The 26,974-nt window shown below is 39.1% G+C and carries 22 protein-coding genes and 2 other RNA genes; 12 read left to right on the top strand and 12 right to left on the bottom strand.

Annotated elements, in window-relative coordinates; translation table 11 throughout:
* Positions 1-48: 48 nt before the first annotated feature.
* The 4 genes from ACMFNG_RS03065 to ACMFNG_RS03050 form a co-directional block, all read right to left on the bottom strand.
* Entirely contained in the window at positions 49-3,840 is a 3,792-nt protein-coding gene (locus ACMFNG_RS03065) for a DNA polymerase II large subunit (protein WP_014835497.1), read from the bottom strand.
* Complete coding sequence (locus ACMFNG_RS03060; protein WP_011011130.1) at positions 3,840-5,681, bottom strand: DNA-directed DNA polymerase II small subunit; 1,842 nt, start codon at positions 5,679-5,681, stop codon at positions 3,840-3,842. The genes ACMFNG_RS03065 and ACMFNG_RS03060 overlap by 1 nt, the downstream gene beginning before the upstream one ends.
* Complete coding sequence (locus ACMFNG_RS03055; RefSeq protein ID WP_430515196.1) at positions 5,681-6,943, bottom strand: ORC1-type DNA replication protein; 1,263 nt, start codon at positions 6,941-6,943, stop codon at positions 5,681-5,683. The genes ACMFNG_RS03060 and ACMFNG_RS03055 overlap by 1 nt, the downstream gene beginning before the upstream one ends.
* Before the next feature lie 881 nt (positions 6,944-7,824).
* Positions 7,825-8,598, bottom strand: a complete 774-nt coding sequence (locus ACMFNG_RS03050; protein WP_011011128.1) for an S-methyl-5'-thioadenosine phosphorylase — start codon at positions 8,596-8,598, stop codon at positions 7,825-7,827.
* Between the two features lie 101 nt (positions 8,599-8,699).
* On the opposite strand from ACMFNG_RS03050, the gene ACMFNG_RS03045 reads away from it, so the two are divergent.
* Both ACMFNG_RS03045 and ACMFNG_RS03040 read left to right on the top strand, forming a co-directional pair.
* Positions 8,700-9,428: a proteasome assembly chaperone family protein gene (locus ACMFNG_RS03045; protein ID WP_011011127.1), complete on the top strand. Its 729-nt coding sequence runs from the start codon at positions 8,700-8,702 to the stop codon at positions 9,426-9,428.
* Positions 9,429-9,442: 14 nt separating this feature from the next.
* The gene (locus ACMFNG_RS03040) at positions 9,443-9,829 is read left to right on the top strand and encodes a DUF473 domain-containing protein (RefSeq protein WP_011011126.1); all 387 of its coding nucleotides are present in this window, start codon (positions 9,443-9,445) and stop codon (positions 9,827-9,829) included.
* On the opposite strand, the gene nucS is transcribed toward ACMFNG_RS03040, so the two are convergent.
* Complete coding sequence (gene nucS, locus ACMFNG_RS03035) at positions 9,816-10,574, bottom strand: endonuclease NucS (RefSeq protein ID WP_048192937.1); 759 nt, start codon at positions 10,572-10,574, stop codon at positions 9,816-9,818. The genes ACMFNG_RS03040 and nucS overlap by 14 nt on opposite strands.
* Before the next feature lie 65 nt (positions 10,575-10,639).
* On the opposite strand from nucS, the gene ACMFNG_RS03030 reads away from it, so the two are divergent.
* Both ACMFNG_RS03030 and ACMFNG_RS03025 read left to right on the top strand, forming a co-directional pair.
* Positions 10,640-11,434, top strand: coding sequence for a DUF63 family protein (locus ACMFNG_RS03030; protein ID WP_014835499.1), 795 nt, complete (start codon positions 10,640-10,642; stop codon positions 11,432-11,434).
* Positions 11,427-11,482: C/D box small nucleolar RNA (locus tag ACMFNG_RS03025), an RNA gene on the top strand. The genes ACMFNG_RS03030 and ACMFNG_RS03025 overlap by 8 nt, the downstream gene beginning before the upstream one ends.
* A 2-nt stretch (positions 11,483-11,484) precedes the next feature.
* On the opposite strand, the gene ACMFNG_RS03020 is transcribed toward ACMFNG_RS03025, so the two are convergent.
* The 7 genes from ACMFNG_RS03020 to ACMFNG_RS02990 all read right to left on the bottom strand — a co-directional run bounded on the left by ACMFNG_RS03020 (position 11,485) and on the right by ACMFNG_RS02990 (position 17,872).
* Positions 11,485-12,474, bottom strand: coding sequence for a pyridoxal-phosphate dependent enzyme (locus ACMFNG_RS03020; protein WP_011011122.1), 990 nt, complete (start codon positions 12,472-12,474; stop codon positions 11,485-11,487).
* 29 nt (positions 12,475-12,503) lie between these two features.
* Positions 12,504-12,818, bottom strand: an RNA gene (gene ffs / locus ACMFNG_RS03015) — signal recognition particle sRNA.
* Between the two features lie 57 nt (positions 12,819-12,875).
* Complete coding sequence (locus ACMFNG_RS03010; RefSeq protein ID WP_011011522.1) at positions 12,876-13,577, bottom strand: IS6-like element ISPfu1 family transposase; 702 nt, start codon at positions 13,575-13,577, stop codon at positions 12,876-12,878.
* A gap of 372 nt (positions 13,578-13,949) precedes the next feature.
* Positions 13,950-14,642: a ThiF family adenylyltransferase gene (locus ACMFNG_RS03005; protein WP_011011121.1), complete on the bottom strand. Its 693-nt coding sequence runs from the start codon at positions 14,640-14,642 to the stop codon at positions 13,950-13,952.
* Positions 14,632-15,126 (bottom strand): HIT family protein, encoded by a 495-nt coding sequence (locus ACMFNG_RS03000; RefSeq protein WP_011011120.1) that lies wholly within the window; start codon positions 15,124-15,126, stop codon positions 14,632-14,634. The genes ACMFNG_RS03005 and ACMFNG_RS03000 overlap by 11 nt, the downstream gene beginning before the upstream one ends.
* A 102-nt stretch (positions 15,127-15,228) precedes the next feature.
* On the bottom strand, positions 15,229-16,716 hold the full coding sequence (locus ACMFNG_RS02995) for an AAA family ATPase (protein WP_011011119.1): 1,488 nt from the start codon (positions 16,714-16,716) through the stop codon (positions 15,229-15,231).
* Positions 16,717-16,879: 163 nt separating this feature from the next.
* A complete protein-coding gene (locus ACMFNG_RS02990) occupies positions 16,880-17,872 on the bottom strand; it encodes an ABC transporter ATP-binding protein (protein WP_011011118.1) in 993 nt (330 codons plus the stop codon).
* Between the two features lie 176 nt (positions 17,873-18,048).
* On the opposite strand from ACMFNG_RS02990, the gene ACMFNG_RS02985 reads away from it, so the two are divergent.
* The 8 genes from ACMFNG_RS02985 to ACMFNG_RS02950 all read left to right on the top strand — a co-directional run bounded on the left by ACMFNG_RS02985 (position 18,049) and on the right by ACMFNG_RS02950 (position 26,936).
* Positions 18,049-18,207, top strand: a complete 159-nt coding sequence (locus tag ACMFNG_RS02985) for a hypothetical protein (protein WP_020953572.1) — start codon at positions 18,049-18,051, stop codon at positions 18,205-18,207.
* Positions 18,208-18,253: 46 nt separating this feature from the next.
* Positions 18,254-19,057, top strand: a complete 804-nt coding sequence (locus ACMFNG_RS02980) for an ATP-binding cassette domain-containing protein (RefSeq protein ID WP_004068668.1) — start codon at positions 18,254-18,256, stop codon at positions 19,055-19,057.
* A gap of 164 nt (positions 19,058-19,221) precedes the next feature.
* Positions 19,222-19,827: a hypothetical protein gene (locus ACMFNG_RS02975; RefSeq protein WP_223208989.1), complete on the top strand. Its 606-nt coding sequence runs from the start codon at positions 19,222-19,224 to the stop codon at positions 19,825-19,827.
* 12 nt (positions 19,828-19,839) lie between these two features.
* Positions 19,840-20,940 (top strand): ThiF family adenylyltransferase, encoded by a 1,101-nt coding sequence (locus ACMFNG_RS02970; protein WP_004068674.1) that lies wholly within the window; start codon positions 19,840-19,842, stop codon positions 20,938-20,940.
* Positions 20,937-22,241, top strand: coding sequence for a YcaO-like family protein (locus ACMFNG_RS02965; protein ID WP_004068676.1), 1,305 nt, complete (start codon positions 20,937-20,939; stop codon positions 22,239-22,241). Before ACMFNG_RS02970 ends, ACMFNG_RS02965 begins: the two co-directional genes overlap by 4 nt.
* Positions 22,242-22,252: 11 nt before the next feature.
* Positions 22,253-23,086 carry a SagB/ThcOx family dehydrogenase gene (locus tag ACMFNG_RS02960; RefSeq protein WP_004068677.1) on the top strand — a complete coding sequence of 278 codons (834 nt, stop codon included), beginning with the start codon at positions 22,253-22,255 and terminating at the stop codon, positions 23,084-23,086.
* A gap of 164 nt (positions 23,087-23,250) precedes the next feature.
* Entirely contained in the window at positions 23,251-25,020 is a 1,770-nt protein-coding gene (locus ACMFNG_RS02955; protein ID WP_004068683.1) for a M1 family aminopeptidase, read from the top strand.
* Positions 25,021-25,586: 566 nt separating this feature from the next.
* Positions 25,587-26,936, top strand: a complete 1,350-nt coding sequence (locus tag ACMFNG_RS02950) for a radical SAM protein (protein WP_430515195.1) — start codon at positions 25,587-25,589, stop codon at positions 26,934-26,936.
* The last annotated feature ends 38 nt before the right edge of the window (positions 26,937-26,974 follow it).

Raw genomic sequence — 26,974 nt, 5'->3', positions numbered from 1 at the left:
CTAAGCCACCTGGGAATTTATTCTCAAGAAAGAACTTAAAAGTTGTGGTCAGCGTTTGGAGAAGAAGTCGTCCAAGCTTATAACTTTCTTCTTTTTAGGCTTTTCCTTTGCCTTTTTCTCCTTCTTCTCTATTTTCTTCCCATTATTTCCAGAGGAATTAAAGTTCTCAAGCAGGCCTCCTTGAACTGTTTCCCCCGTTCTTTCCTTGATCATTTTCATACAGATGTCGTTTGGATCTACAATGAGCGTTAACTGGGCTTCTGGGAATAAGTACTCAAAGAGTGAATCAATATCCTTCTCCGTCAAGCATATTCTCTGCCTTGTATATGGCTTTACGTTGTAGTTAGCTACGAGCATCTTGGCAGTCCCCAAGTACTTTTCAATGGCTCCTTTGCTAACTGTCAGCACTATCTTTCCTCCACAGACTGGGCATTTTCCATCCAAGGGCGGCCTTCTGTACTTTGTGTTACACTTCACACAGCGAAATTCTTGTCTAGTAAAGCTCCTTAGGTTACCCCTCAAGTCGGGAATTAAGTGGGAGTTGAGGATTGTTTCAGCAACATAGTGTTGATCCACAGCTCTAATTCTCTCTGCCAATGTCAATTGCCTCTTCACTTTCTCCTCCATATCTCCCAACTGCTTGTAGAGGCTCATCTTTGGTCCTAGAGCTATGTCGTCGGTATCGTGGGTGAACTTTATTCCGTAATACATTTCAGGCTTTCCTAATCTATCTTCAACTCTCTCTATAACTCCCACAAGTTCCTTTGGTGATTTAAGCTCGTAAGTTGCTTCATAGAACTCTAATGGATAGTATCTAACGACATCCATGTTGTGCACTTCACTGTCCACCTCTCTTGGATCAAGCCTCGTGGTTATGACAAGAGGAGCGTCCATTTTTCCTCCTCTTTTTTCGGGGAGGTAGTATCTGGAGAAGTTCAATAGGGCATCAAGGAGTAGCATTACACTATCCTCATCTCCATCACAGTTCCTTCTCTTGGCCGCATGGAAGTAGGGGTGAGCGTAGCCAACCAGAGCATCTACAAAGCCTATTATCCTCCCCACGATTCCGGCTGAAGTGTGAGGGGCCAATCCTATCACTAGGTGACCAATTAAATCCTCCATTTTTTCGGCGTTGTAGAACCTGGGAAGTCCGTAGAACTTCTCAAGAAGATCATCAACAAACCTGGCCACTCTTAAGAGGTACTTGCCAGCCTCCTTTGAGAGGATTACATCTTGGGGCTTAAGCTCAACTATCTGGTCTTCACTCACCAGAGGTTTCCCTTCGAAGTCATGGGTGTAGCCAAGCTCTCTCAGCTTTTCCACTGAAACTCCTATCTCCCTAGGCCTAAAGTGAGTTATTGGAGCATCTGTGGCATCAAATCTTATGGTTCCATCCTTAAAGACGTAAACTTCATTTTTTGCTCTCAAAAGACCTTTCTCCAGCGGCTCTGCAATCTTCCAGCCAGAAGTCATTCCCATTACGCCCTTAAGCTTGTCAACTCCATAAACCTTCACGTTTTCCATGGCCCTGTTTAAGAGCTCTGAGGGCTTTATCTTCCTCTTTGTGAATGGCTTTAGCTTCACATTGCACTTTGGACATGAATACGAGTACCCCTCAGCCTGGGAATTGGTGTATTCAGCCCCACACTTGGGACATGTCCATATCAACTCTTTCCTAATCCCACACTCGGGACAGAGAGTTTCAGGCCCTACATGGCCACACTTCGGACACTTGAAGAAAGCAATCTCAACTTCAGCTATTTTTCCCTCTTCAGCAGCCTTCTTTATATCTCTGCTAGAACCCCCTGCCAAGCCAATTGGGAAGAGGACTTGAACAGGTGGCTTCATTTTTCTTTCTTTTGCCTTCTCTGGCCTTCCCATTCTTGCCCCTATCCAGCTTATTCCCCTGTCCCTGAGCTTTATCTGATTGTTCTCGTTAATGATGTCTATTACAGTGTAGAAGGGCTTGGCCTTAAACTCCCATTCAAGATTGCCCAATGGAGTGAGAAGAGCTGCACTCCACGGATAATCAACCACTACAATCCCTTCTCTTACCGTATGAGGAAGTCCCAGGAGCTCTAGGGTTCTCTTAAGACTTCCCAGGTCGTCCAGGCTAATTTCAATTTTCTTTGCAAACTTTATACCTCTGAAAGTGCCCCATTCTATGGTGGCCTTGTCTTTTAATACTCCCCAAAGTCTTTCAACATCTTTAGGATTTACAGTATTCCAATAAAGGGTGTAGTATGGGTGGAGAGGAATTTCCAGGATTTCCGAGAAGTGTATGGCTAGCTCCACGGGAGGCTTAACCCTTAGAGGATCGTAAAGCATCTTAGCCAAGAATTCTGGGTCAACTTCAAGGTACTCTGCTGCTTCCTCAACGCTCTCCCTGGGATTTTCCTCAAAGGGTCTAAGCTCAACTTCATATGCCTCATTAACGGCCTTTACGAACTCTTGGATCCACCACTCCTCTACATAGTTTGCAGGAAGGAGAGTTTGATTGTTCTCCACAAAGTCTCCAAAGGCTATGATTGCATCTCCCAAATAAAGTATCTCTTCGACTTCATCCCTTATTTTGAGGGCCAAGTTGTAATCATCAACCCTAACAACACTCCCATCCTTTAGCTTAACAATCGGCCCTTCAGCGGTTGTTGCTGGAGTCACTACTGCACCTTTCCCAGGCCTCTCGGTTTTCATTTGAGTTCCAATGGCCAAGAACTCGTCAACCAAAACCATTGTTGCTGGATTTATGCTCCATGTTGCAAATCCACTCACCCTACTTCTACCATATCTAAGCCTAAATCCCCCATTTTCCGAGGGTCCAGCGAATAACGGCCTCCCACCAATTATTTCCTTTGCATACTTTTCGCTTGGGGCAATCTCAGCCCTAAATTTCTCATAGAGCTTGTAGTAGAATCCCTTCTCTACCTCCACCCTTGTTTCAACTTTTGACTCCTCGGCTTTACTTTCACTCTCTTCGATTTCTTCACCTTTTTCTTTAGCCTCTACAAACTCTTTAAGCCACTCCCATCCATCAATCCCCATCTTGTCAATGTATTTCACGAGCTTTTTAGCCTTCTGGAGAACACCCTCCGCCAAAACTAGGATCGCTCCTCCTCTCAGCTGATTTGTCTCAACTCCCTCTACATCTCTATGGGAAACCTCCACATCGTCAGTGGCTTCACCAGTGATTTCTATGGGAATATTCCTCATTGCTAATCTCACTTCATCAGGTGAGGGATGATATTGAAGCCTTGAAACAGCTCTATGATAGAGGTCAACTTCCTCAACCATTCTCTCTATATGCTTCCCACTTGGCTTAAACCTATCAAGGCCAAGCTTTCGCCTAACGTAATCACCAACAAGTACACTGAGAGCTTGAGCAGTTCCACCAGAACTCCTAATTGGCCCAGCATAGTAAAGGGCGAGGTATTCAGAGTTATCAGCCCAGGTGTTTCGCTTGATTTTAACATCAGCTATACCCTCAAGTGGAGCAGAAACAATACCCTCAGTTAATATTGCCAAGGCTGTCCTTACAGCCTGTTCAGCGTACTTCTCTTTACTTCCAAAATCACCAAATTTGCCCTCAATTATCTCATCAACTATCTTTAAAGCAACAATTTCCTTATCATACTCTTTTAAAAGCTCCCTAATTCTCTGAGCAACTCCGGGAGGGCCAACTAAGCTCTCAACTCTTCCAGCCATGTCTGTAGCCTGGGGAATCTCAACATCGGTTGAGGGGTCTTTACCCTGACTCCTAGCCTTCTTAGCAATCTCGTAAGCTTTGTCAATTTCCCTTTGAAGCATCTCAAAATACTCCTCAATTTCCTTTGGAAGCTCCATCAGCACCACCCACTAAAGTCCAAAACCTTGACAACTTTTGCAGTATCAATATCAACAACGGGAACCTTTGCAGGCGTTGGAACTATGTTCACCATCTTCTGGAACTCGGTCTGAGCCTGCCAGGTGGCGGAGTTAACCAGCTGAACTCCCCTATAAACTACCGCATCGTAAACGTGAACGTGACCCATGTGAACTACATCAGGAACTTCTTCTATAACAAGCAAATCTTCTGGATCAGGAGCTATTGGAACCTTTCCTCCAAACATTGGAGCTACATGCCTCATCTTCAATAGTTCAACCATTGGGAGGCCGGGCTTGTGATGGGTCAACCCAGGAACACTTCCAACGACATCCTCTATCCCCCTACCATGAGCTATCAGAAAGTCCCTACCATGTAGTCTTATTACAGCAGGATTGCTTATTATCACGGCGTTCTTGAGCTTGTATATAGGTTTTGCATACTCTTTGTAGAATTCTGGTTGGGGAATAGCTTGCCTAGCAGCATCGTGGTTTCCTGGGGCAATGAACATTGTTATGTGCTTAGGAACGTGAGAGAGAAGGTTTGCGAGGGCCTCATACTGGTCGAATATATCTGGAATCGTCAAGTCGGCATACTGGCCCGGATAAACGCCAACACCATCAACAACATCTCCTGCAATGATTAGATACTTAACCCTACTCACGATTTCTTCCTCTTCCTTAGTTTCAACGTTTCCATTGAGCCACTCTAAGAACTTTATGAAGGCATTTTCGCAGAACTCTTTACTTCCGACGTGTATATCACTTATGAGAATAGCATAAACTTTCTCTTCCAGTGGAGGCTTTTGTCTCCTATAGAGGGGAACGTCTGGAAGGTAAAACTTGTTGGCGTACAAAATTCCCCTCTTTGAATACACCCCCTTAAAAGCGACGACGGCATCTGGAAGAACCTTAAATGCCTCCCTATAATCTTCCGAATCTTTCGGCAAGAAAACTTTAACCTTTCCTGTGAGATCTTCTATTTCAAATATCAATCCTTTATTCACTTCCCTCTTGGAATTGACAAGCCCTATTATTGTCACGGTTTCATCTTCCTTCACATACTTCAGCTTCCCAATATCAACAACATTGTCCAATTCAGGATTTTCCCTTAGTATTTTCCTTAACTTCTTCAACCTACTCCTGAAGAGAGAAGCATAAGCTTCAACAATTATTTCACCTTCCTTCCCATTACCGTTCTTTACCTTAGGAGGCTTCAGCTTTACATTCCTAACATCGAAGACAACATCATAATCTTCCTTTATTTCCACATAATTGAAGTCGGGGTTCATGGGTATTGTCAGATCTTCATACTTCGAGTACTCCTTCTCCTCAACCTCTATTTCTTCTGGAGCATATACCATTGGATAGCCATATTTGTCAAAGACAATTGCCTCTCCACCATTGTCATTTCCATTAGAAACTAACTCTTCATTTGCCCCAATTTCCTCAATTCCAATGCTATTGAGCTCCTCTTCAAGTGGTTCACTTCCAGTGGAAATAAAACTCTCTCCTTCTTTAATCTCCTGGGAAATTTCTTCTTTAGTCCCAAAAGACTCTTCATAAGACTGCTCTTTTTGGGACTCTCCAGTGGAAACAAAACCCCCCTTTGTTTCCACTGGAAGAATTGGTTCAAGGCCTTTAACTTTAAGGAATTCTGTTGCTAAAGCATCAGTAATTATGTAGCTCTCTCTTGATCTTGCAAATTTTACCAGCTCCACAATTGAGAATTCACCTTTTTCATAGTATTCTCTCAAGAGATAGTAGGCAGAGGGAGTTATTAGATAGTTAGCTTTTAGAAGTGATTTTACAAATTCATCCATTAGATCAACCTCCTCTGCTCACTCTTAAGGGAAATTGTGAGGAGGGGCTGAATAGAGTAATCATATCTCAGCACATTTCTTATCTTATATGAGGTAACGTTAAGCCTTATTTCCTTTGTCCTCCCATATCTCCCCTTACTAACAACTTTTGCATTTATTATTCCAAGCATGTCAAGCTCATTAATTAGATCACTTATCCTTCTTTGGGTGAGAGGTTCCAAGTCAATGTACTCGCACAATTCCCTATAAACAGCGTAAACATCCCCAGTATTTGCTGGTAAATCGCCGTTTTCGTCCAAAAGAACTATGGCATAGAGGAGAACTTTTGACTGAAGGGGTAGAGTTTTTATTACCTCCTCCATCATGTCCTGTTCAATCTTTTCCTGGGCTTTCCAAACATGCTTTTCAGTTACTTTACTTGCCCCTTCTCTTTCCGCTATTTCCCCTGCAACTCTTAGAAGGTCAAGTGCCTTTCTTGCATCTCCATGCTCTCTAGCAGCTAATGCTGCACAGAGGGGAATCACACCTTCGTCTAAAACCCCAGGATAAAAGGCCTCTTCAGCTCTTTGGGTCAGTATATCCCTAAGCTGATTTGCATCATAGGGTGGGAATACCACCTCTTCCTCACTCAAACTTGAGAGAACTCTTGGATCTAGATACTCTTTAAATTTAAGGTCGTTTGATATACCAATTACACTCACTTTAGCCCTTTTAAGTTCAGTATTTATTCTTGTTAATGAATAGAGAACCTCATCACCACTCTTCTTTACCAACTTGTCAATTTCATCCAACACAATTATCACAAACCTCTCCTTCATATCTATAACCTGCTTAAGCTTTGCGTAAACTTCATCGGTAGGCCAACCTACCATTGGAACTTCAATCCCAGTCTCATCTTTGAAGTAGTTAACTATGTTAGCAAGAACTCTATAGTGAGTATCGACAATCTCACAATTAATGTAGATCACATCAACTGGAATGTTGTATTTTTCAGATATTCTTTTCAGCTCTTCAGTTACAAATTTTACAGTTACAGTCTTTCCAGTTCCAGTCTTCCCATAAACGAATATGTTTGATGGAGTTTCTCCTCTGAGAACTGGTACTAAAATTTGGGCGAGAGTTTCTATTTGCTCATGTCTGTGAGGTAGATCCTTGGGAATATAGCTATGCCTAAGGACATCTTTGTTTTTGAATATCTTCCTAGCTCGGAGCAACTTTTCGAATAGCTCGTCAAGCTTTATTTGATGTTCACCTTCGTTCATTGATGACCCTCCATTGGAAATTGTGCTCCTAGATTATTATAGATCAATTTTCCAGAGGAAACATAACACATGTTGTTAATTTTTCCCCCATCCATATAACTAAATGTAATAATTTAGTTATGATAAATGCCATAGATATATAGTATCTCCATTGGAAATAGAGGAAACATTGGAAAGGCAACTATTCCTTTAACTGTTGAGTTTTTATCCTTTGCTTGACAAAAACATGTCAATATTTTCCAGTGGAAGTTCCACACCCAGCCCAAAACTTCCACAGGAAATGAGATAAGCGAATGAACATCTTTGGACATTTGATGTTTACATATTTCTACAGGAACTTCAGATTTCCTGTGGAGACAAAATGAACATTTATGGTCATTAAAATTTGTTCATTATTGCACCTTTTAGTTCATTAGATTAATCTAATTTGTTTAACATTTTCCAATTATTAAACAGAAGTGAAGTCCCCCAGAGTTTCATTTCCACTGGAGCCGGGCGGCAAACACCAGAAAAAATAAATTTTTTCTGGTGACAAACACTCTCCCATATTAAGTAGACTGCATATTTAAATATTTTTCTTTGAACGTATTTATAACAGAAAGCAGAAAATAATGAAAGTTTTTTCATTTTTTTACAAGTTATTATGGCTAATTACTGAATAAATGTTCATTAGATAAATGTAAAATTCTTTATAAGTTTTGCGTTGGCTTATGTAATACTCGTGAAAATTGCTTACCTTTCAAAACCTGGTTCCAGTGGAAATGAAACTCTGGGGGGTTTTTAAGATCAACATAGAAACGTTTCTATATTTTGCTGAAAAATTTAGCATCCCAGGTGGTTTGCAGCTACAAAGTTACAAAGTAAATAGGAGATAAAAAAGTTCACACAAACATCGTCTTGAGAACATCTGCACAACCACATTTTCTCTCTTCTGGAATCTTTGGAATTGCTCTTTTTAAAAGCTTTTGGACTTTCTCTTCGTTCTCCTTCATGACTCTAAGAACTTCTTGAGCATCAACTGGCTTTTCGGCCCAAACATCGTAGTCAGTTACCGTTGAAATGTTTACGTAACACATTCCCAACTCTCTAGCCAAGTTGACCTCTGGAACTAGAGTCATTCCTATAACATCTGCAAACTGTCTGAACATTCTTGACTCGGCCCTAGTTGAGAACCTCGGTCCTTCTATACAGATGTACGTTCCCTTTTCATGAACGGGCAGGTTGAGCTCCTTTGCAGTCTCGATGAAAATTCTTCTTAGCTCTGGACAGAATGGATCGGCCATACTGATGTGAGCAACTCTTGGTCCATTGTAGAATGTGTATTCCCTCTTCTTTGTGAAGTCAATGAATTGGTCGATTATAACTATGTCTCCAGGTTTGTATTCCTCCTTTAGAGAACCCACGGCGTTTACCGCTATGACCCTCTCAACTCCAAGCTCGTGAAGAGCCCATATATTGGCCCTGTAGGGGACTTCATGGGGTGGGAACTCATGGTACTTTCCGTGCCTGGGTATAAATGCAACTTCGACTCCCTCTATTTCCCCTATTTCCACTGGAGCTGAGGGTCTTCCATAGGGTGTGTGTACTTTAACTGTTTCCTTCGGTTCAAAAATTCCATAAACTCCAGAACCACCGATTATCCCTATCTTGGGCATAGTTATCACCGTCTTAATTGGTATTTAGGAGAATATAAGGGTTACTTTAAAGTCCAAAACTTTAATAACCTTTTGGAACTAAATTAACAATGGTGGGCGGTATGGAAGAGAAAAAGCCAGTTAATCTCGTTCTCCCTGAGGTCGAGAATGCGATTTTTATAGAGGGATACCCAGGGGTTGGACTAGTCGGGCATATTGCCGCTAATTTTTTAGCTAAGGAGCTCGACATGGATCTCATTGGTTACGTTGATAGCCTCTTTATCCCCCCCATGAGCCTCATCTTGGAGGGTAGGCCAACTCCTCCCCTTAGATTCTACGGAAAGAATAACATAATAATTGCAATTGCAGACATATTTCTTCCACCTACACTAGTTAACGAAATTGCAAAGGAGATCGTCAACTATCTCAAGAAGGTTAACGCAGAGAAAGTAATCTCTTTAGCAGGGATGGGAATTGGATTCTTTAAGGACACTTTTGAAGTGTGGGGCATTGGTGGAAGTGAGGAAGAAAACAAAGAATTGGAAAGCCTGGGAGTGAAGATCCTCAAGTATGGTTCAATAACTGGAATGAGTGGAAAATTGCTGTGGGAGGCCTCTAGAGCTGGACTCAAAAGCTATGTTCTACTTGGTGAGACTTTTGGGGATAGGCCTGATCCCAGGGCGGCAGCAAATGTTGTGGAGGTTTTGAATAAAATGCTTGGATTAAATGTATCAGTGGAGCCCTTACTTAAAGAGGCCGAAATGATAGAGGAGCAGCTTAGAAGGATGCACGAACAGATGGAAGAAGCTAGAAGGAAGATGGAGAGACAGTATGAGACCATGTACCTCTAGGCTGGGGTGGAAATATGGTGGTTGAAATTCCCCTATTATCGGGTATAGCGAGGAGAACTCTTGATGCCCTAATGAGAAATCCAATTAGAACAGTGGAAATTAGAAACGCTAGAAATTACATGACCCTTGAGAAAGTCAAAGAAGGGGATTTAGTTTTTCTAACCTATGAATCGTTGGAGGATGTAATGAGAGGGACTGAGGGAATAATTGCAATGGTTACAAGAATGGAAAAAAGTCACCAGAGAGTCCCCTGGGAGGAGAGCGATGAAAGGGAGATAAGTATTTGTAGGGTTCAGCTAAAGCTTGTAGGTTTGGGAAGAGTTGTGGAAGTTCAGGAAAAGAATGGGGTGGTTTTTGTTAAGGTTAGAGAAATGCTGCATCATGAAATCAGTATGGGTTGAGGAAGTCTAGAGTTTTTTGCTTTGAACTTTTCTTTTTACCTTTTTTAGGAGGTTCTAACTTTCTAAACTCTAGCCCAAGTTTCTCTAAAAGCTTTTTAGCTCCTTCCGTTAGAGAAGGTGCCACCAATATTCCTCTTACTTTATTTCCATGTTCTTCTTTTAGTGCATCTACGTACCTCTTTAACTGACTAACCGCGTGTAAATCGGCCCTCCTCCTTTTCAGTTCTAGAACTACTATATTTCCCTCTCTGTCCACGCCAAGTACATCAACTATTCCATGCTTTATTGGCTTCTCTCTAAACATTGGTTTAAATCCTTCCTCGATAACATTGGGATTTTGGAAAATGAGCTCAGCCATCTCTGCTTCACTTCCAGTTAGGGTTAGCTCCTCATAGTCCTCTGCCATGAAAAGAACTGCTGCATATGCTTCAATTATATCAACTTTGAGTGTTTCTTTTGGGTTCCTTCTAATGCTAATTAAGGAGTTTCCTTCCATTTTTACTTTACTCCCAGGGGGTTGCCAATTGACAGGCTCCCTTTTCTTCTTCTGGTGGATAAGGAAGCTTCCATCAGGCTTTATTATTATAATCCTGTCTCCTTCTCCAAGCTCACTCTTGGCCCTTCCCTCATAATAAACGGTACACCTAGCAAAAATTGTAAGTAACCCTTCCCTACTCTCTGCAACTTCCAATAACTCTTTTATCTCTTCAATCCTGGGATTTTCTTTTACTATTGCTTTCGTCATTTCCATGTTATCCTCGGATAGAAAGGTTAAAAATTAAGCTGTGGTGTTAGATAGTGGTGAAGTCAGTGGTTGATGTAAAGGAGTTTCTGTGGGAATATTTTATTAGACCGATGTATACGAGAGAGGGATATAACCCTATAAATACAGTCGTTTATGCCCTAATTTTTGGGTTTGCGGTAATCTACACGTACAAGTATATTATCAAGCCCCTTAAAATAAAAGTTGATGAGAGATTATTTCTTGCAGTAACTCCGATGACGATTTTTGGGGCTACTCTAAGAGCTTTGGTTGATGGTGGTGTTGTTGAGCCAAATCCTTGGATTCTGACTCCTGGGATATTCTTTACGGCATTTTTCCTTATCGTCCCCGTTCTAGTAGTTGATGTTAAAGGTAGGCTTTACCCCAAGCTTACAATTCTCTGGGGAAGTATATTGGCAGTTTATGTGAATTACCTATTATTTACCAACGCCAAGTGTTGGAAGCCTTATGAATTAACTTTGCTCCACACAGGTGTAAGCTTTGCTGTGGTTTTGGCTTTCTACAAGTTTAAGGGATTTGACAGACTTTATCTTTATCCCGTGTTGGCCCATTATTATGACATTGCCTCCACCGTTGTTGCAATTCACTTCTACAACTATAGGGAAGTGCACTGGGTGGAGCATCACCTTACAAGTATCTTCGGAGCTTATGTTTACTACCCATGGATAACTCTTATACTTGTGGCTGTATATTACATCTTAAAGTACTTCGTTCCAGATCAGGATGAGAGGAACTACTGGTATCTTGCAATCTACATCCTGGGACTTGGTCCTGCAATAAGGGATCCTGCCCAGATGGTGCTTCAAATTGTCTGTCGATGACGAAACCGGCACTATCTGAATGATGATGAGCACTCGGTTGTCTGAGACTACTAAAGGAATGAGAGTATCTTGTCCCCATAATGGAATGTTCCAGAGATTCCTCCGGTGTGAATAAACAGTATTTTCTCCCCTAATTCTCCTTTTTTAGCGAGATCAAGTAATCCGTAGAATGCTTTTCCAGTATAGACAGGGTCTAAGATTACCCCTTCTTTTGTTCCGACTAGCCTAATGGTTTCTGCAACTTCCCTTGTTATTTTTCCATATTCTCCAAAGCTGTAATCATAGAGCTCAATTTTTAGCTTTAAATTTTTCACTCCGATGAACTCTCCAGTTGCTTTTGCAAGTTCTTCCACTTTATTAACCATCGTCTCTCCAAACTTTCCAACTGCCATACCAATTGCCCTTGTTTCCTTCCTTAAAATTGCCAATCCTACAGATAGTCCAGCTAGTGTACCTCCGCTACCCGTTGCAACGACAATGCTGTCAAAGTTAACTCCAATTCTATTTCCCTGCTCTGCGATCTCTCCACTAGCTCTAACATAACCCAATGTTCCGACCGGAGAAGCTCCTCCGACAGGTATTATATATGGCTTTCTTCCCTTTTCTTCTAGTTCTTTGGCAACTTCCTCAGCATATTTCATAAGTTCAAAAGAATCTTTAGCTTCATAAACTCTCGTTTCTATCCCCATGATTTTGTCCAGCAGGTAGTTTCCCCTTAATTCTTCCTTTCCTCTTAAAACTAGAACTACATCAAACCCTAACTTTTTTGCTGCCAAGCCTGTTACAAACGCGTGGTTTGAGTGTACAGCACCTACAGTTATTATTACATCGGCTTTTCTTATTATTGCATCTCCCAGCAGGTATTCCAGTTTTCTAATTTTGTTCCCTCCGATTCCAAGCCCTGTGAGGTCGTCCCTTTTGACGTAAATATCAGCCCCTACAAGTTTGCTTATGTTAGGCAAATATTGAATTGGTGTTTCCCATGGGATTAATTCAACTCTAGGGAATTTTGATAGAAGAGATTGAACTTTTGGATGCATAGTTACCACCCATATAAAATTTCTAGCGGCGGCGGGCACGCCCGAGGGTGGGAACCCTCCACCGCTCCCATCCACCGAGGCCTATCTCATCCCCGCACCCCCGCGAGCGTGCTCCGTGGCCCCTACCGCTGCTCCCTTCCGGGCCTTGCGGGGTTCGGGGCCCAAAGGGGGTTAGCACGGCCCTTCAGCCGTGCCTCCCCCACCGGGCACCCCGCGGGACGAGGACTCATCGTTCGACCTCGGCTTCTGGGAGCGGCTTTGGGAACCGCCCCCCGGGCTTCGGCCCCGGCATATCGGCGGTTTCCGGTTACAGGGGACGCCGAACCCCCCGGCCTAGCCCGCCGCCACTCATACATTTTCTGAGGAGTATATAAACTTTTGGTGTTCCCACACTGATACTGTTAGGATAACTGGGGCATCACCTCCTGAAGCCATTCAGTAACATCACCAGGCGGATCACCAAAACTAGAATGAATTCTGACAAAATTATACCAGAAGGCAAACAGAAAAACAAACCTATGAACCCTCCTCCAGTCTTTACCCCTGAAATTATTCCAGAAACGCTTCGTCCTCTCCTTCAACGTCCTAAACCAGCGCTCAACACTGTTCCTCGGCCCGAAAGTCACATGCAGATAACCCAACCTCAAACTCTTAAAAGCAGACTTATACCAGCTCGCCCTGTCAACCAGAAAGACAGGCTGCCCTTCACACGACTTTAAAACAACCAGAATGAAATCCCTGGCAACCCACCAGTTTCTAACAGTCGTAATCCAGACTGCTAAAACTTCCTTGCTCTCAACGTCAATTGCAGCCCAGAGGTATCTTTTCTTCCCGTTGATTTTTATTACTGTTTCGTCAACTGCGATGAAGTTTCGCTGTTTTTTGACTGCGAGGATTTTTGGCTTGTAAACTGCTTCTGCGAGTTTTTGGACTGCCTCCCAGACTGTTACGTGACTGATTTTGAGTATTCTGGCGGTTTGCCGGTAACTGAGGCCTCGCAGGTATAATTCTACTCCCCTGATTTTCTTTTCTGGTGGGATTTTGTTGCGACGAAAGGGTTTTAAGGCTGAAACCACCCAGTAAATAATGGTTTCAGACTTCATGTTCCCCCTTCTTTTTCTAAAGTACTGCCAGTAACTTAAACCTGACACCCCACAGCTTATCCTAACAGTATCTCCCACACTTATGTTTTGGATTATCTTTCAAATACCCTTCTTATTTCCAGCTAGAAAATTGAAATTTATCCAAATTCTTTTTGATAAATCTTATAAAAACCAAACTTCTACCATGGTGGGCTAAAATAAGGCTTGGGTGGTAAAATATAGGTTGTGAGGTAAAATTTTGGGGAAGTTTCTCTTCTTTTTCTTTTTGGAAAGATTTTTCAAGTGCTATCAAGTATTTTCACTTAGGCGATGACGACTGAATCCAATGCTGAGCAAAGGCGATGATTGGCCCCAGAGTGGCTGAGCCCTAATTTAAATTTCGATTATTTCGTAGGTGTTGTTCGCCAAGTCTATAATCAAAAGCTTATTTGCAAGTGGCTCGCCATATCCTGTAATTAGCTTTATTACCTCACTTGCCTGGATAGTTCCTATTACTCCAGCGGTTGCCCCGACTATTGGGAATTTGCCCTTCTTTTTAACCTTGGGAAATATTTCTCTGAGTCTCTTTGTCTTTCCTGGGATTATTGTAGTTACTTGTCCATAAAACCCCTCTACGGCCCCGTGAACGAGGGGTATTCCCTTCTTGTGTGCAAAATCATCAAGTAAGTATCTTGTCTCAAAGTTATCCAGGCAATCAACGATTACATCAACCCCGGAGAGAACTTCGTCGATGTTCTCCTCACTTAACCTCCCAACAAATGTCTCAATTTTTATGTTCGAGTTGAACCTTTCAAGTTTCCACTTTGCGGATATTGGTTTGGGGTTTTTCTCAATATCCTCCTCCCAGTGGAGTATCTGTCTGTTTAAGTTGCTGAGCTCTGGAGTCTGCTCGTCTATTAAGAGAATTGTTCCAACTCCGGCAGCAGCTAGGTAATAGGCGACAGGGCTGCCTAGTCCTCCTACTCCAACAACAGCAACATTGGCTTTTTTCAGCTTTTCCTGTCCTTCAATGCCGAAGATCATTATCTGTCTGTCGTATCGCTCAAGCTCTCTTTCACTCAGCATTTTCTATCTCCTCTAAAGCTTTCTTGAGCTCTTCATATGCTTGCTCCAGTGACTCAGGAATTACTTTTGTGTCCGCTATTACTGGCATGAAGTTTGTATCTCCATTCCACCTGGGAACTATGTGAAGATGAACATGTCCATCAACTCCTGCCCCTGCAACCTTCCCTATGTTGAAGCCGAGGTTAAAGCCATCTGGCTTCATAACTTTCCTTATTGCCTTCATTATAAGTGCAGCGAGCTTCATTATTTCTAACATCTCCTCATCGGTTAGGTCCTCTACACTAGCAACGTGCCTGTAAGGAGCCACCATAACGTGCCCTGGGTTGTATGGGTAATTGTTCATTATGATGAACGCGTGCTTCCCCCTGTAGAGGATGAGCCTTTCCCTGTCCCTGTTCTCCCTGGGAAAGTCGCAGAATATGCAACCTTCATGCTTCGGTGCCCTTATGTACTCAATTCGCCATGGGGCCCACAGTATCTTCATCTCACCACCCGATTTTAGGAATATTATTTATTTTTAAAAGGATTTAGGCATGCTTCTCGATACAGCTCCTTGCATTTATTTACGCCTTTCGATTCTTATTTCTCATGAAATTCCCAAGTCTTTAGGCGTAAGCATCTTAACCCCTTCCTTCTCACATAGCTCTTTAGCCTTCTCGGTGAAGCCAGATCTTGAGAAGAAGAACATCGTCGCAGATCCAAACTCACCTTTGACTTTCCTGATGAAATCCTTCACATCTTTATAAGTTGCAGGTCTGTTCCTCCACTTGATCTCGAGCACGTAGACCCCATCTCTAAAGGCGACGCCATCAAACTCGACATCGCCCCTCCTATAGGGCTTGAAATCTATGTCAAAAATTTCCCTCATCCTCTCCCTGATCATTGCTTCCTTTGCAATTCCAAGCTCTTTCTTCGCCTTGAGGTACTTCTCTTCAAGCTCCCTAACTAACTCTTCCAAGAATCTCTCCCGCCTAAGCTCAAGCTCGGTGATGCCAAGGTAGGTCTTTGCAAGCCAAAAACGCATGAGCTTATCGGTGAAGTAATACCTCTCCCCCTGCTTTAATATTAGATCCGTCCTCAGAAGGAACTTTAGATAGTTCGACACCTCACCGCTGGGCTTGTTCAAGCGTCTTGCGATTTCTGAGAGCCTTAGACCTTCCTCTTGAGCCAGTATGAGTAGAATTTGCTTGTGTATCGGCCCTTTATAGGCCCTCGATAGTGACTCGTTGAAGAGATACTCAAGGTGCATGTAGATGTCACCCTTCTCGCTCAAGAGTTCGGTGAGAAAGGCATAGTAAACATCTCTACTCTTAACTTTCTCAAATCCCTCTTCAATTAGACGCCTACAGAGGGCCAAAACATAGAATGGATGCCCCTGAGTGAGTTTATATATCAACTCAAGCGCCGAGTGAGTTGCCTCTATTCCTGCCCTCTCCAACGTTGTCTTTGCGAGTTCTATTGTGTCCTCTTTTGGCAATCCTCTGAGATAAACTCGCTTAAACTGGCCAAAGAAAGGATTCTTTGGAGCTAAGATTTCTTCCATCATCCTCACGGCAGAACCAGAAATAAAGTACGCAATGTTTCTCTGCTTTTCCGTGACAGCACGCATCGTCTCTAGGAAGCCTTTGAAGTTAACGACTTCCTGGAACTCGTCCAATATGAAAACGGCCTTTTGCCCCGTTTTCTCTAAAATTGCCTCCTGCATTTCAAAGAGGGTCTCAAGAGTTCCATCTCTGATGGCCTTAACCTCTCTTTCAAGGTCAAGCTTTGCCGAAAGGATTAGTAGATCGTCCCACGTTAAGAGGTCACTCCTCTCAATGCTCATTCCCACAACTTTGGCGATCTCGTAGAGAAGTTCCCTCGTGTATGCAAAGATAAAAGACTCTAAGCTCCCGATGCGTTGTAGGTTCAAGTATGGAACCACTCCATTGACTTCCTCCTTGAATTTTAGAAGGAGCTCCGTCTTTCCGATTCTCCTCGGCCCAATAATTGCAACGTTAACCTTTTCTCCTCTTTTTAACGACTCGTAAGCGGAGTGTAGTATCTTCAATTCCGCCCTTCTATTTACGAACATGATACCACCTTATAGTTTTATGCATAAAACTGTAATGCATTAGAGTTTAATAGATTTTGTGGCTATATGAAGTAAAGGGAGCTTAAAGAGTGCCCGCAAAGATGAATGCTCAGCAAGAGTAAAAGAAAGAGTAATGGGGTTAAAGGTAGAATTAAAGATGCCATTAGCATTTTATAAGTTGAGTAAAGACATCCTCAAGACTTGCGGCTTCATTTTGCAGATCAACTACATTGTAATTTGCCAAGATCCTAAGAACTTCTCTAATGTGTTCCTCTTGGATATAGAGTTCTAGGTAAGTTAAACTATTTTGATTGTATATGTTAACCTTTTCTGCAATCCCCTCAAAATCATCAGTTTTAACCTTCCCCCTAACTTTGACTAAAAGCCTTCTCCTTGCTTTTAAAGCTTGAAATTTTTCGATTAGTTCTTTTGGTTTGCCTTCAGCGATTTTCTTTTTGTTGAAAATCAGGACTCTATCGCACAAGGTTTCGGCCTCCTTCAAGTTATGAGTAGTTAATATTATTGTAGTTCCAAAATCTCTGGATAGTTCTAAAATAGCATTCCAGACTTCCCTCCTTGTAAAAACATCAAGATAGACAGTTGGTTCATCCAGAATCAAAACTTCAGGCTGAATAATAAACGGTAGTGCGAGATAGACTTTCTGCCTCATTCCGGCGGAAAGCTTTTGATACCACTCATCCCTCTTATCCCTGAGATTCAAAAGCTCCAAAGCATAGTTAATCCTCTTTTCAGCTTCACCTTTAGGAATTCCCCAGAGTTCTGCAATAAATTTCAAGTTCTTCTCCACGCTTACACGCCATTGAAAGAGTCCAAACAAATTTCTCTCACCACCAAAAATTGTGAAAATCTTGCCCTTGATTTTATCATGCTCCTTCACTGAGTCGTAACCATTAATGTAAAGATTTCCTCGAGTTGGAATCACCAGAGCATTTGCAATCTTGCAAAAGGTAGTCTTCCCAGCACCATTAGGACCTAAAAGACCAAAAATCTCACCTTCTCTAACTTTGAAATTTAAATCAATTAGGGCTGGGATTTTCTCTCTGGGTTTTCCAAGAAAGTCTCTCAAACTCTTCAGGTCAAAGAGCGATTTTATTGGAGGGGGATAAAACTTAGTCAAGTTAACTGACTCAATCATTTTGCTCCCTTAGTTCCTTTGATGAAGTTACTTATAACTATTGCTCTTTTTTCTTTAATTACGGTTTCATGACATTTATAAAAAAGTTTCAAGGATTTTATAAATAAGTTGCAGTAAAACTTATTTATCGTTTCACTAAAAATGTAGATGAAAAACTTGTTGAGGGGTGAAAGTAGATGGTGGAAGGATTTAAATTTGAGATATTTGAGGAGTATGAAGAAGGGCCTATTTTAGAACCACTAGATGATGACGACCCGATCATAATAATAGCTTGCTGTTGTTGCGGAGGTGGAGGGGACAATTGGAAAATCTTCTCAACTAAACCCAATCCTTAGATTTTTAATTAATTTTTTTAAATTTTTTGATTTTTGGGTGGCCAAAATGTTAGTGGTTAAAGATCTAAATGTTGAATACGATAATGTGAAAGTTTTAAAGGGCATATCTTTTGCTTTAAATAGTGGAGAAAAAGCTATTATATTGGGAACTAATGGGGCTGGAAAAACTACACTATTAAAGTCACTACTGGGATTGATCCCTATTAAAAGTGGCAAAATTCAAATCTGTGGAAAGCCTTACGAGAAGGTAGTTGGAGAAAAGAAAGTCTCTACAAATCTAGAATCTGTTTACAAATTAGTGTATTCTATAAAGGTATCAGAATTAATTGATCTTTATTGTGATTTAAAGGAAATACCCTCTCAGCAAATTCTTAATTTTATAAAAGAAATGAAACTAGAGCATATTCTTGAAAAGAAATTTTACAATTTATCCAGCGGTGAGAAAAAATGCTTAACGAATCTCTTAGCGTTTTTCACAGATTCTAAACTAATATTGCTCGATGAACCTTTTGAGGGTCTCGATCCTTGGCGGACAAATAAAACAGTTGAAATCCTAAACTCTCTGAAATCATCTATCATCATGACAACCCATCGACTGGATATTCTGAGTAAATTTAGCACTTTTAAAGTATATTTCCTATTTAATGGTCACTTATATGGACCGATTAGGAGTGCATCTGACCTTGTTAATTGCTATGTAACATTTTCGGATATTGAAGAGGGTGAGTCAGATATAGTTCTTAGGATTCAGGGAGATAAGAAAAATGTTATTTTAACTAGGAGACCGATAGGACAAAAGATTTCAGATTATGCCAGTATAGATGAAATATATAGGGTGATGCTAGAATGACTAAGTATCTAAAGTACTTTATTATAAGCATGTTTAGAAGCAGAGGTCTAATCTTCTTTGGATTGTTCCTTATTTTGCTGTCCTTGATACCAAACATGTTATCTATATCGGATTCTGCACATTATAGTCTAAAAGTTTTAAACCATGCCAGTCGCTGGTATGGTTTGGCAATTCTGATTTCTTTTAGCATAGTAAGTGGGACACTAGCGCAGATGATTTATTTTAGCTCATCAGCGATTATATACCTTCACAGGCATTCAAAACTATCAATAAACAGATATTACTTTGAGAGCACATTGGGAGCGATGGTTATCTTTGGAATATACGCTCTTATAATACTATTTGCAACGATAGTTGGGTATTCATATGTTTCAAAAAATATTATATTTCCTAAAAAATTGCTAATGCTGGTTCTATTTACCATGCTAGCAGGCCTATTTTATTTTTCACTTTCATTTTCACTTCAGGCAATAGCAACCCTTCTTAAAAAAGCACATTTAATTGAGTATTTAGCCTACTTCCTAATATCCCTCACATTTCTTCTTGGATATCTTCAAGTTAATACGTCACTTGATGTTTCTTTACTAGTATTCCTTTCTCCGTTAAACAGTATCCTTAGCCTTCTTATATATGGCTACTCGGGGATTTTATCCTTTTCTGTAGAATTTCTGTTAGTAACTTCCCTGTTTTATATAACAGTGCTTCAGCTCATAAGTGTGTGGTCACTTAAAAGATTGAAAGAAGTCAGAATAGAGGATAAGTTGATTTAAGAGGTGGTAGAGATGGCAAATTCAAAAAGGAAGAATGCACGTATATGGTTTAACTGTGGTATTAATTTGATTTTCTCTGCTCCAAATGAACTTATATTTAGAGATGTTAATGGGAAATTAATTAGATTATATGGTAAAAATATTAGAACTATTTTTAATAAAATTAAAGAAATTTTAGATAATAATGAAATCTATTCAATTGCAGACTTACAAGAGTCCCTAGAAACAGAGTTTCCAGATAATAAAAACATTATTAAGGAAGTTGTTAACTATATGTTTAAGCAGGGCATTTTAATATATGAAAACAAAGATAGACTATTGCCCGAATTGTCTCTTGAGGAGCTAATTAGAATGCATGATCATATATGTTTTCTCAAAAGTCTAGGATATACAGACTACCAGAAACATCTAAAGAAGAGCAAGGTCTTGATAGTAGGTCTCGGCAAGTTGGGGGCTAATATTGCATATAACTTGTGTAATGTTGGTGTAGGTTCAGTTATTTTGTTTGATAGAACTTTTATTTCTCCAACCGAAATAAGTGATATTTACACTAAAGATGCAATAGGTATGAAGAAGGCAGATTATCTAAGAAAAAAACTAACTTCTATCTTTCCTGAAATAGAGGTGCAAAATTTACCAGATACTATAAACATTAGCAATTATCTAAATGATAGTGATTTTGATATTATAATAGTAAATTCAGAACATTTTAATATAAAATTACTTAGCGAGCTTAACGATCTCTTGTATAAAATTAGCACTCCTTACATGTACGCCTGGATAGAGGGGTCAAGGGGGTACATCGGTCCTCTTATTTATCCTCCAGATACTTCATGTTTCAACTGTTACTTAACATGGAGATTTTTTGGAACTTTTATGGAAGATAAAATAAAAGCTATAAATAATTATGGTTCTTCTGGTTATATATTTCCTCTAGATAAAATTATAGGAGCTCTTACAGTTCTTGAAGTTTGTAAAGCAATTGGTAGTTTAGGAACTCCATTATTTAATAAAATAATTTTGGTTGAGGTGCTCCCTACCCTCACGATTAGGTATATCCCTATTTTAAAGGATCCAAAATGTAATGTCTGTGAGGGGAGGTGGTTTAAATGAGGATAAATTGTCATGTTAGCAATATTGAAGTTTTTGAATTGTCTAATTATCCCCTTCCAGTCGAGAAAGTTATTATCTTTGAGCCTTATCATACGGATATAAATCTCTTTTTAGCCACTGTTATAGGAGATAAGAAGTATGTCAAAAGACTATTGGGATCTTGCTGGGACTATCCTTTTAGTGGTTCTGGAGTCGGGATAACTGAACGAGAAGCTGTTCTCCGTGCATTTGGAGAATATACAGAACGTTTTATTGGGATGTATTACCAGTTTATAGCTAGAGATAAAATGATCTTTGCTACTTATAGGGATTTAGATAAAATGGGACTTAATGCGCTCAGCCCACATAGTATACAATTGTTTCATAAAAGGCAATATCAGCAAAAAGACTTTCCATATTCTAAATTTTGTGAAGATAGTTTGATAAAGTGGATGCCAGGGAAATCATTAATTACAAACGAGGAAGTTTATGTTCCTGCATCTTTTGTATTTACTCCCTATATTCCCGAAAGGGGAGAGAATTTAATTAGTCCCTCTGTAACAACTGGGAGTGCTGCGCATAGTAATTTAACTCAGGCTATCATTAATGGTATATATGAGGTTATTGAGAGAGATACTGCTAGAATATATTGGTATGGGAACCTTAGATCAACCAAACTAAAAGTAGACAATAAAGACATTAAGGACTTTATAGATTTTATCAAAAATAAAAAAGATATAGAGGTAATAATCACATATATGGAAAATGATCTTAATATACCTACATTTATGGCATCAATAATAATTGGAAAAAATAATAGAAAGAGCGTTGTTACTGGTCTTTCTTCTAACATTAATCCAATTAATGGTTTAAAAAAAGCAATAACTGAGGCATTTCATACATATCTATGGAAACTACTAACACAACCAAGTCCAAAACAACAATTAGAAAATTTTACTGATCACGTAGCCTTATATTTAGATCCGAAAATGTACATCCATTTTATCGATTTTATAAATAGTAATGAAGAACTTTCATTACAGTCACTAATATTAGCCTCAGCAGTTTATTCCTTCGACTCCGCAGAGAGGCATCTTAACATGCTTATAAGACTTTTAAAAAACAAAGTGCTGGACTTAATCGTAGTTGATATCACTCCGGAAATTCTCAGGAAAACAGGTATTCATGTGGTTAAGGTAATAATCCCCCCACTGCTAAGTATCCTGGCGGGTCACATTCAGTATTTGGGTGATAAGCGATTGTATAACTTTTCAGGTCATTCTTATGAAGAGCTAAGGTGTATTCCTCATCCATATCCATAAGGTGATGCTGAATGGTTCATTATTTTGTGAAGGTAACAAAAAATCGTAAAAAATCTACCATATTAGATCTGGGGTTATTATTTCACAAGAACACAAGTATAAACCCCTCTAATGCCAAAGAAACAAGTGAGAGAATACAAAAGTTTTACAGAACAGTAAACATTGATGAATTTTTATTTCCATCTAAACAGTATGTAGATAGAACAAGAATAAAACTACCTAGAATTGATGTAACCAGCTTCTCTTATGATTTAGTACGGGCTATTGTAACTCGCAGATCTATCAGAACATTTTCATATGAACCAATTAAGTTGAATGAACTTTCTGTACTTCTTAAACTCTCAAGTGGCGTTGTTTTAATACAAGATGAAGAAAATCACTCCATTTATCATAGATCCTTTCCAACTGCAGGAGGGCTAAATTCTTGTCATGTATACTTGATATCGCTCAATGTAGATGACTTACCTTTTGGATCTTATTATTATGATCCTCTTACACATGAATTAATTAAAATTGAAGAGTATCAAATTTCACAAAAAAATGAATTTTTAGATACGTTGGTTAAGGTTCTTGGTAATCAAGAATGGATTAGAACTGCTGGTTTAATATTAATAATTACAGGGGATTACTCTAAAATAAGGTTGAAGTATGGAGACAGAGGATATAGATATTTACTCCTTGAAGCTGGCCATATTATGCAAAATTTTTATCTCATCGCATCTATGCTTAACTTAGGAGTATGTTCTATTGGTGGTTTTTACGACGATTATATTGCAAAATTAATCCATGTAGATAACACTAATGAACTAGTTTTGTATTTAGGAGGAATGGGTAAATTAGTGTGAAGATACTCAAAAATGATGCTTAAATGGACATGACAAATACCTCAAACATATTTTGAATTTATACCTTTACACTATGACTCAAAACAAGAAATTCACTTGAGTTAAATAGTGCAGGAGAGTATATTAGTGATAATAAAACTACTGTTTAGTGAGGGGGAATGCTGATGAAAAGAAAAGCACTTGCTGTATTCCTTATCTCTTTTCTTGTGCTTTCCGTGGGATATATTCTATGGAGTAATAACCCGGTCCCATCATCAAAACAAGAGAAATTGCAACTCTACATTGAGTATCCTTCAAAAGTCGAAGAAAAAAGTATATATGGAGCTTTTCCCTATTTTCTGACGAATTATTCTGTTATTGCAAACATAACTGTAATTACCCTCAATCATCACTTAAAAGTGAGGTGGGATTTTATAATCACGAATAGATCTGGAAATTATACTGTACTCTACATAAAGTCTCCAAATTTTGGTAGATTGAGTATGGTGGTTGAAGGAGTACAAGTAAACATATCGAAACTCTCTCGCTATTCACTACCTCAGTATTATGCTCAAGTAATACTTTTGAATGTAACATATCCAAAAGGCATTCCAATACATGGAACACTAGAGTATGAAACAACAATAAACTCCTCTTTTACTAAATACATACTTGGGGATTTTGTGAAATTTTCTCCAATTTATTATCCTGAGACATATCCTTCAACAATAGTTTTCTCAACTGAATGGCTTCTTCCAATATCATCTGTAGGAATTCTCGTTAACTCAAATTCCCTCTATAACCCGATTCCAGAAATATATAATCTCACCCTCATTTTACCTTCAAACTATATCGTGCTCTCTGATTATTATTTACCTAGAGTATGGCATAAAGATGAAAAATTAGTGGTGATGTTCAAAAATGTTAAACCTAATCCAACAAATTACCGGTTTATTTACATTTACAATCAAAACCTTTTTCAGAAAACCAAAATTACTATTAGAAATATTAAATTAATCATTTACAGCCCAAAGAATAATTACTTGAATGCTCAAGAACTCGCAAATATCACAGCACAAATAGTCTGGCACTATGTAGATCGCTTAAGTATACTTCCTTATCAAGAAATCAATGTATTTTTTAATCCGGACATTATCTTTGGAGAAGAGTTTGAATATTTCGGGAAAGGCATTATAATCGTCGGGTTTCGTGCACATCATGGATTTTTGAGAAATGAGGACATTTTACCAACAATTGCTCATGAGCTTGCCCACCTATGGTTTGGGAGTTATGTCCACTTTGGTCGGCTCGATGAAAGCCTCGCCACACTCATGGAATTTGATGTGAGTGAACTTACTGGTGAAAACTTGAAAGAAAGAGAAGATCGAGCAGTAAGGAATTTCAAACGTTACGGAATGCCTCTTGCCCAAGTTTACCAAGATGGAATACTTGACCCGCAAGTGAGACTTGGTGTTGAATATTATAAGGGTGCTTTTGTTTTTCGTTCTCTGCAGTTTGTTCTTGGTAATGAGACTTTCTTTGAAGGTTTAAGAGAGCTTTTGAGAGAGTGTCATGGTAAAGAGTGCAATTTAACTGATGTTCAAAATGTTTTCGAGAAAGTTAGCGGACAAGACTTAGACTGGTTTTTCAAAGAATGGTTTTATACTGCTAAGGTTCCTGATTATGAAGTAAAAAACCTAACTGTAACGCAGAAAAACAGTAAATATTCATTGACCTTTGAAATTGTCGATAAGAGTAATTTTACAATGCCCCTTGAGGTTGAGGTAATAACTCCAAAAGAAAAGCTCGTTAAAAAAGTCTGGATTAGAGGGGAAGCAAAGGTAAGTTTTGAACTAAATGATAAGCCCCTAAAGATAATCCTCGACCCAAACGAATGGATGGTAAATGAAAATAAAAAAGATAACGTTAAAGGAATAGAGATTATAATCGAGTGATGACTTTAACGTTTCTGTTTACTGCATTAACGTTCATCACTGCTCACTACTCATTATTAAAAATCAATGAAATTACTTATAAGCATTGCTCTTTTTTTCTTTAATTATGGTTTCATGCTATTTATAAAAAAGTTTCAAGAGTTTATAAATCAGTTGCAGTAAAACTTATTTATTGTTTCAACAAAAAATATAGGTGAAAAACTTGTTGGGGTGATTGAGGTGGAGTTTGAGATCATAGAAAAAGGTTCAGGAGAAGGAATTACTGGAAACCTCTCATGTACCTGTTATGGAGGATCGAGTCTTTGCGGAGATGATTGCAGTCTATATTGCCCAGGAGTTTGCATACCTAAGTGTATCGCCGTATTTATTCCAACGGGTTTCTGTATCGGAATAGATTGTGAGTGTAACCAGCAGTGCGAATATTGTGTCTGTTATTAACTACTAATCGTTTGTTTTTTGTTTTGTTATTTCTCAATTGAAGATGTGGAGGGAAATAGATGTCGTATAAATCCTCTAAATATAATTTGTTCATCGAAAGAAAACGAGAAGTTATATCATTTAACACATTGAGAAACATAATAGCTAAGTGTGATATTGAAACAAAAGAAATCTTGGAAAATGAAACGTTTAATAAATTGCCTCCAGACTTGTTAAATAAGATGATTTCTGAAGGAATAATAGTTAACAAAGAACTAAACGAGCTTAATATCATTAAACTTACAAGAATGATGTATTATGGACAACTTCTACATTATTTAAGTATTGGACTGACTTTAGTAATGACATATTCTTGTAATTTGAGATGTCCCTACTGTTATGAAGGAGATATAAAAAGCAAAGGTGGGTTATTAACCCGAGAGAAAATTGAGACAATACTCACTTTTGCAAGTGCTCATGCACAAGGAGACAAAAAACCAACAATCTCAGTTAGTTTCTATGGAGGAGAACCTCTTTTAAATTGGAAAGGATGTGAATATACACTACAAAGATTAGAAGAAATGAAAGAGAATAAAGAAATCCGTGATTATTCAGCAGGTTTTGTCACTAATGGAACACTAATTAATGAGGACATTGTTGACGCAATCAATAACTACAACGTATATTCAATGCAGATAACATTGGATGGTCCAAAAGAGATCCATGATAAAAGAAGAATAAAATCAAATGGAGAGGGAACATTTGATCAAATAATCGAAAATATAAAACTTTTAAATCGGAGAATAGCTAATAAAAACTTCCATTTGGCATTAAGAATAAATGTTGACAAAACAAACTATAAAAAAATCCCAGAATTGTTAGACTTCTTAAAGGATGAGGGTCTAGGAGGTATACCAATTTCCTATGGAATTGTGAGAGGAAATCTTCCTTATTGTAGTTCCAACTGCGGTGTTTACTTTTCTGGGAGCGATCTTCAGAAGTATCTCCCATATCTTTGGAAAGAAGCTTACAGGCGAGGATTCGAGGTTTGGACTAGACCTAACTTACGATTCATTTATTGCGGATATGACAATCCATTTGGATACGTTATTGACCCAGAATTAAAGGTATATCCGTGTTGGGAGATGGTTGGAATTGAGGATTATCAAATTGGGGAAATACAGAAAGATGGAACAATGAAAATTACTCCATTTTATTATGATGCGAAATCTAGGGATCCTACAGAATATGATGAGTGCAAGAATTGCAAACTTTTGCCAGTTTGCATGGGTGGATGTGCAATGGAGTCAATTCGAAAAAATGGACATCCCAATGGTCCAGGATGTGACATAAATAAATATATTTGGAAAGAAGGATTAAAATTTTATCTAATGAAGAAGTATCCCAACCTATTTAGCAAGGAAACTCTAATAGAGAACTTAGGGAGAGTTCCAAATAGAGATGAACAAACCAAAAATCGTATAATGTTCAATACTTAATACATTATTTATTTTTAATAATGATGACAATACATCGA

This window comes from Pyrococcus woesei (assembly GCF_050496105.1).
Lineage (GTDB): Archaea > Methanobacteriota_B > Thermococci > Thermococcales > Thermococcaceae > Pyrococcus > Pyrococcus furiosus.
Note: the sequence above shows the minus strand (reverse complement) of the source record. Positions and strands in the feature narration are given on the sequence as shown.

Excerpts from the sequence above, each read along its gene's own strand:
- ACMFNG_RS02995 (WP_011011119.1), bottom strand. The coding sequence starts at position 16,716 with ATGTTCGTAAATAGAAGGGCGGAATTGAAGATACTACACTCCGCTTAC.
- ACMFNG_RS03065 (WP_014835497.1), bottom strand. The coding sequence starts at position 3,840 with ATGGAGCTTCCAAAGGAAATTGAGGAGTATTTTGAGATGCTTCAAAGG.
- ACMFNG_RS02960 (WP_004068677.1), top strand. The coding sequence starts at position 22,253 with ATGGTTCATTATTTTGTGAAGGTAACAAAAAATCGTAAAAAATCTACC.
- nucS (WP_048192937.1), bottom strand. The coding sequence starts at position 10,574 with ATGACGAAAGCAATAGTAAAAGAAAATCCCAGGATTGAAGAGATAAAA.
- ACMFNG_RS03055 (WP_430515196.1), bottom strand. The coding sequence starts at position 6,943 with ATGAACGAAGGTGAACATCAAATAAAGCTTGACGAGCTATTCGAAAAG.
- ACMFNG_RS03050 (WP_011011128.1), bottom strand. The coding sequence starts at position 8,598 with ATGCCCAAGATAGGGATAATCGGTGGTTCTGGAGTTTATGGAATTTTT.
- ACMFNG_RS03020 (WP_011011122.1), bottom strand. The coding sequence starts at position 12,474 with ATGCATCCAAAAGTTCAATCTCTTCTATCAAAATTCCCTAGAGTTGAA.
- ACMFNG_RS02965 (WP_004068676.1), top strand. The coding sequence starts at position 20,937 with ATGAGGATAAATTGTCATGTTAGCAATATTGAAGTTTTTGAATTGTCT.
- ACMFNG_RS02980 (WP_004068668.1), top strand. The coding sequence starts at position 18,254 with ATGTTAGTGGTTAAAGATCTAAATGTTGAATACGATAATGTGAAAGTT.
- ACMFNG_RS03040 (WP_011011126.1), top strand. The coding sequence starts at position 9,443 with ATGGTGGTTGAAATTCCCCTATTATCGGGTATAGCGAGGAGAACTCTT.
- ACMFNG_RS02970 (WP_004068674.1), top strand. The coding sequence starts at position 19,840 with ATGGCAAATTCAAAAAGGAAGAATGCACGTATATGGTTTAACTGTGGT.
- ACMFNG_RS02990 (WP_011011118.1), bottom strand. The coding sequence starts at position 17,872 with ATGATTGAGTCAGTTAACTTGACTAAGTTTTATCCCCCTCCAATAAAA.
- ACMFNG_RS03000 (WP_011011120.1), bottom strand. The coding sequence starts at position 15,126 with ATGAAGATACTGTGGGCCCCATGGCGAATTGAGTACATAAGGGCACCG.
- ACMFNG_RS03045 (WP_011011127.1), top strand. The coding sequence starts at position 8,700 with ATGGAAGAGAAAAAGCCAGTTAATCTCGTTCTCCCTGAGGTCGAGAAT.
- ACMFNG_RS03005 (WP_011011121.1), bottom strand. The coding sequence starts at position 14,642 with ATGCTGAGTGAAAGAGAGCTTGAGCGATACGACAGACAGATAATGATC.
- ACMFNG_RS02985 (WP_020953572.1), top strand. The coding sequence starts at position 18,049 with ATGGTGGAAGGATTTAAATTTGAGATATTTGAGGAGTATGAAGAAGGG.
- ACMFNG_RS02955 (WP_004068683.1), top strand. The coding sequence starts at position 23,251 with ATGAAAAGAAAAGCACTTGCTGTATTCCTTATCTCTTTTCTTGTGCTT.
- ACMFNG_RS03010 (WP_011011522.1), bottom strand. The coding sequence starts at position 13,577 with ATGAAGTCTGAAACCATTATTTACTGGGTGGTTTCAGCCTTAAAACCC.
- ACMFNG_RS03060 (WP_011011130.1), bottom strand. The coding sequence starts at position 5,681 with ATGGATGAATTTGTAAAATCACTTCTAAAAGCTAACTATCTAATAACT.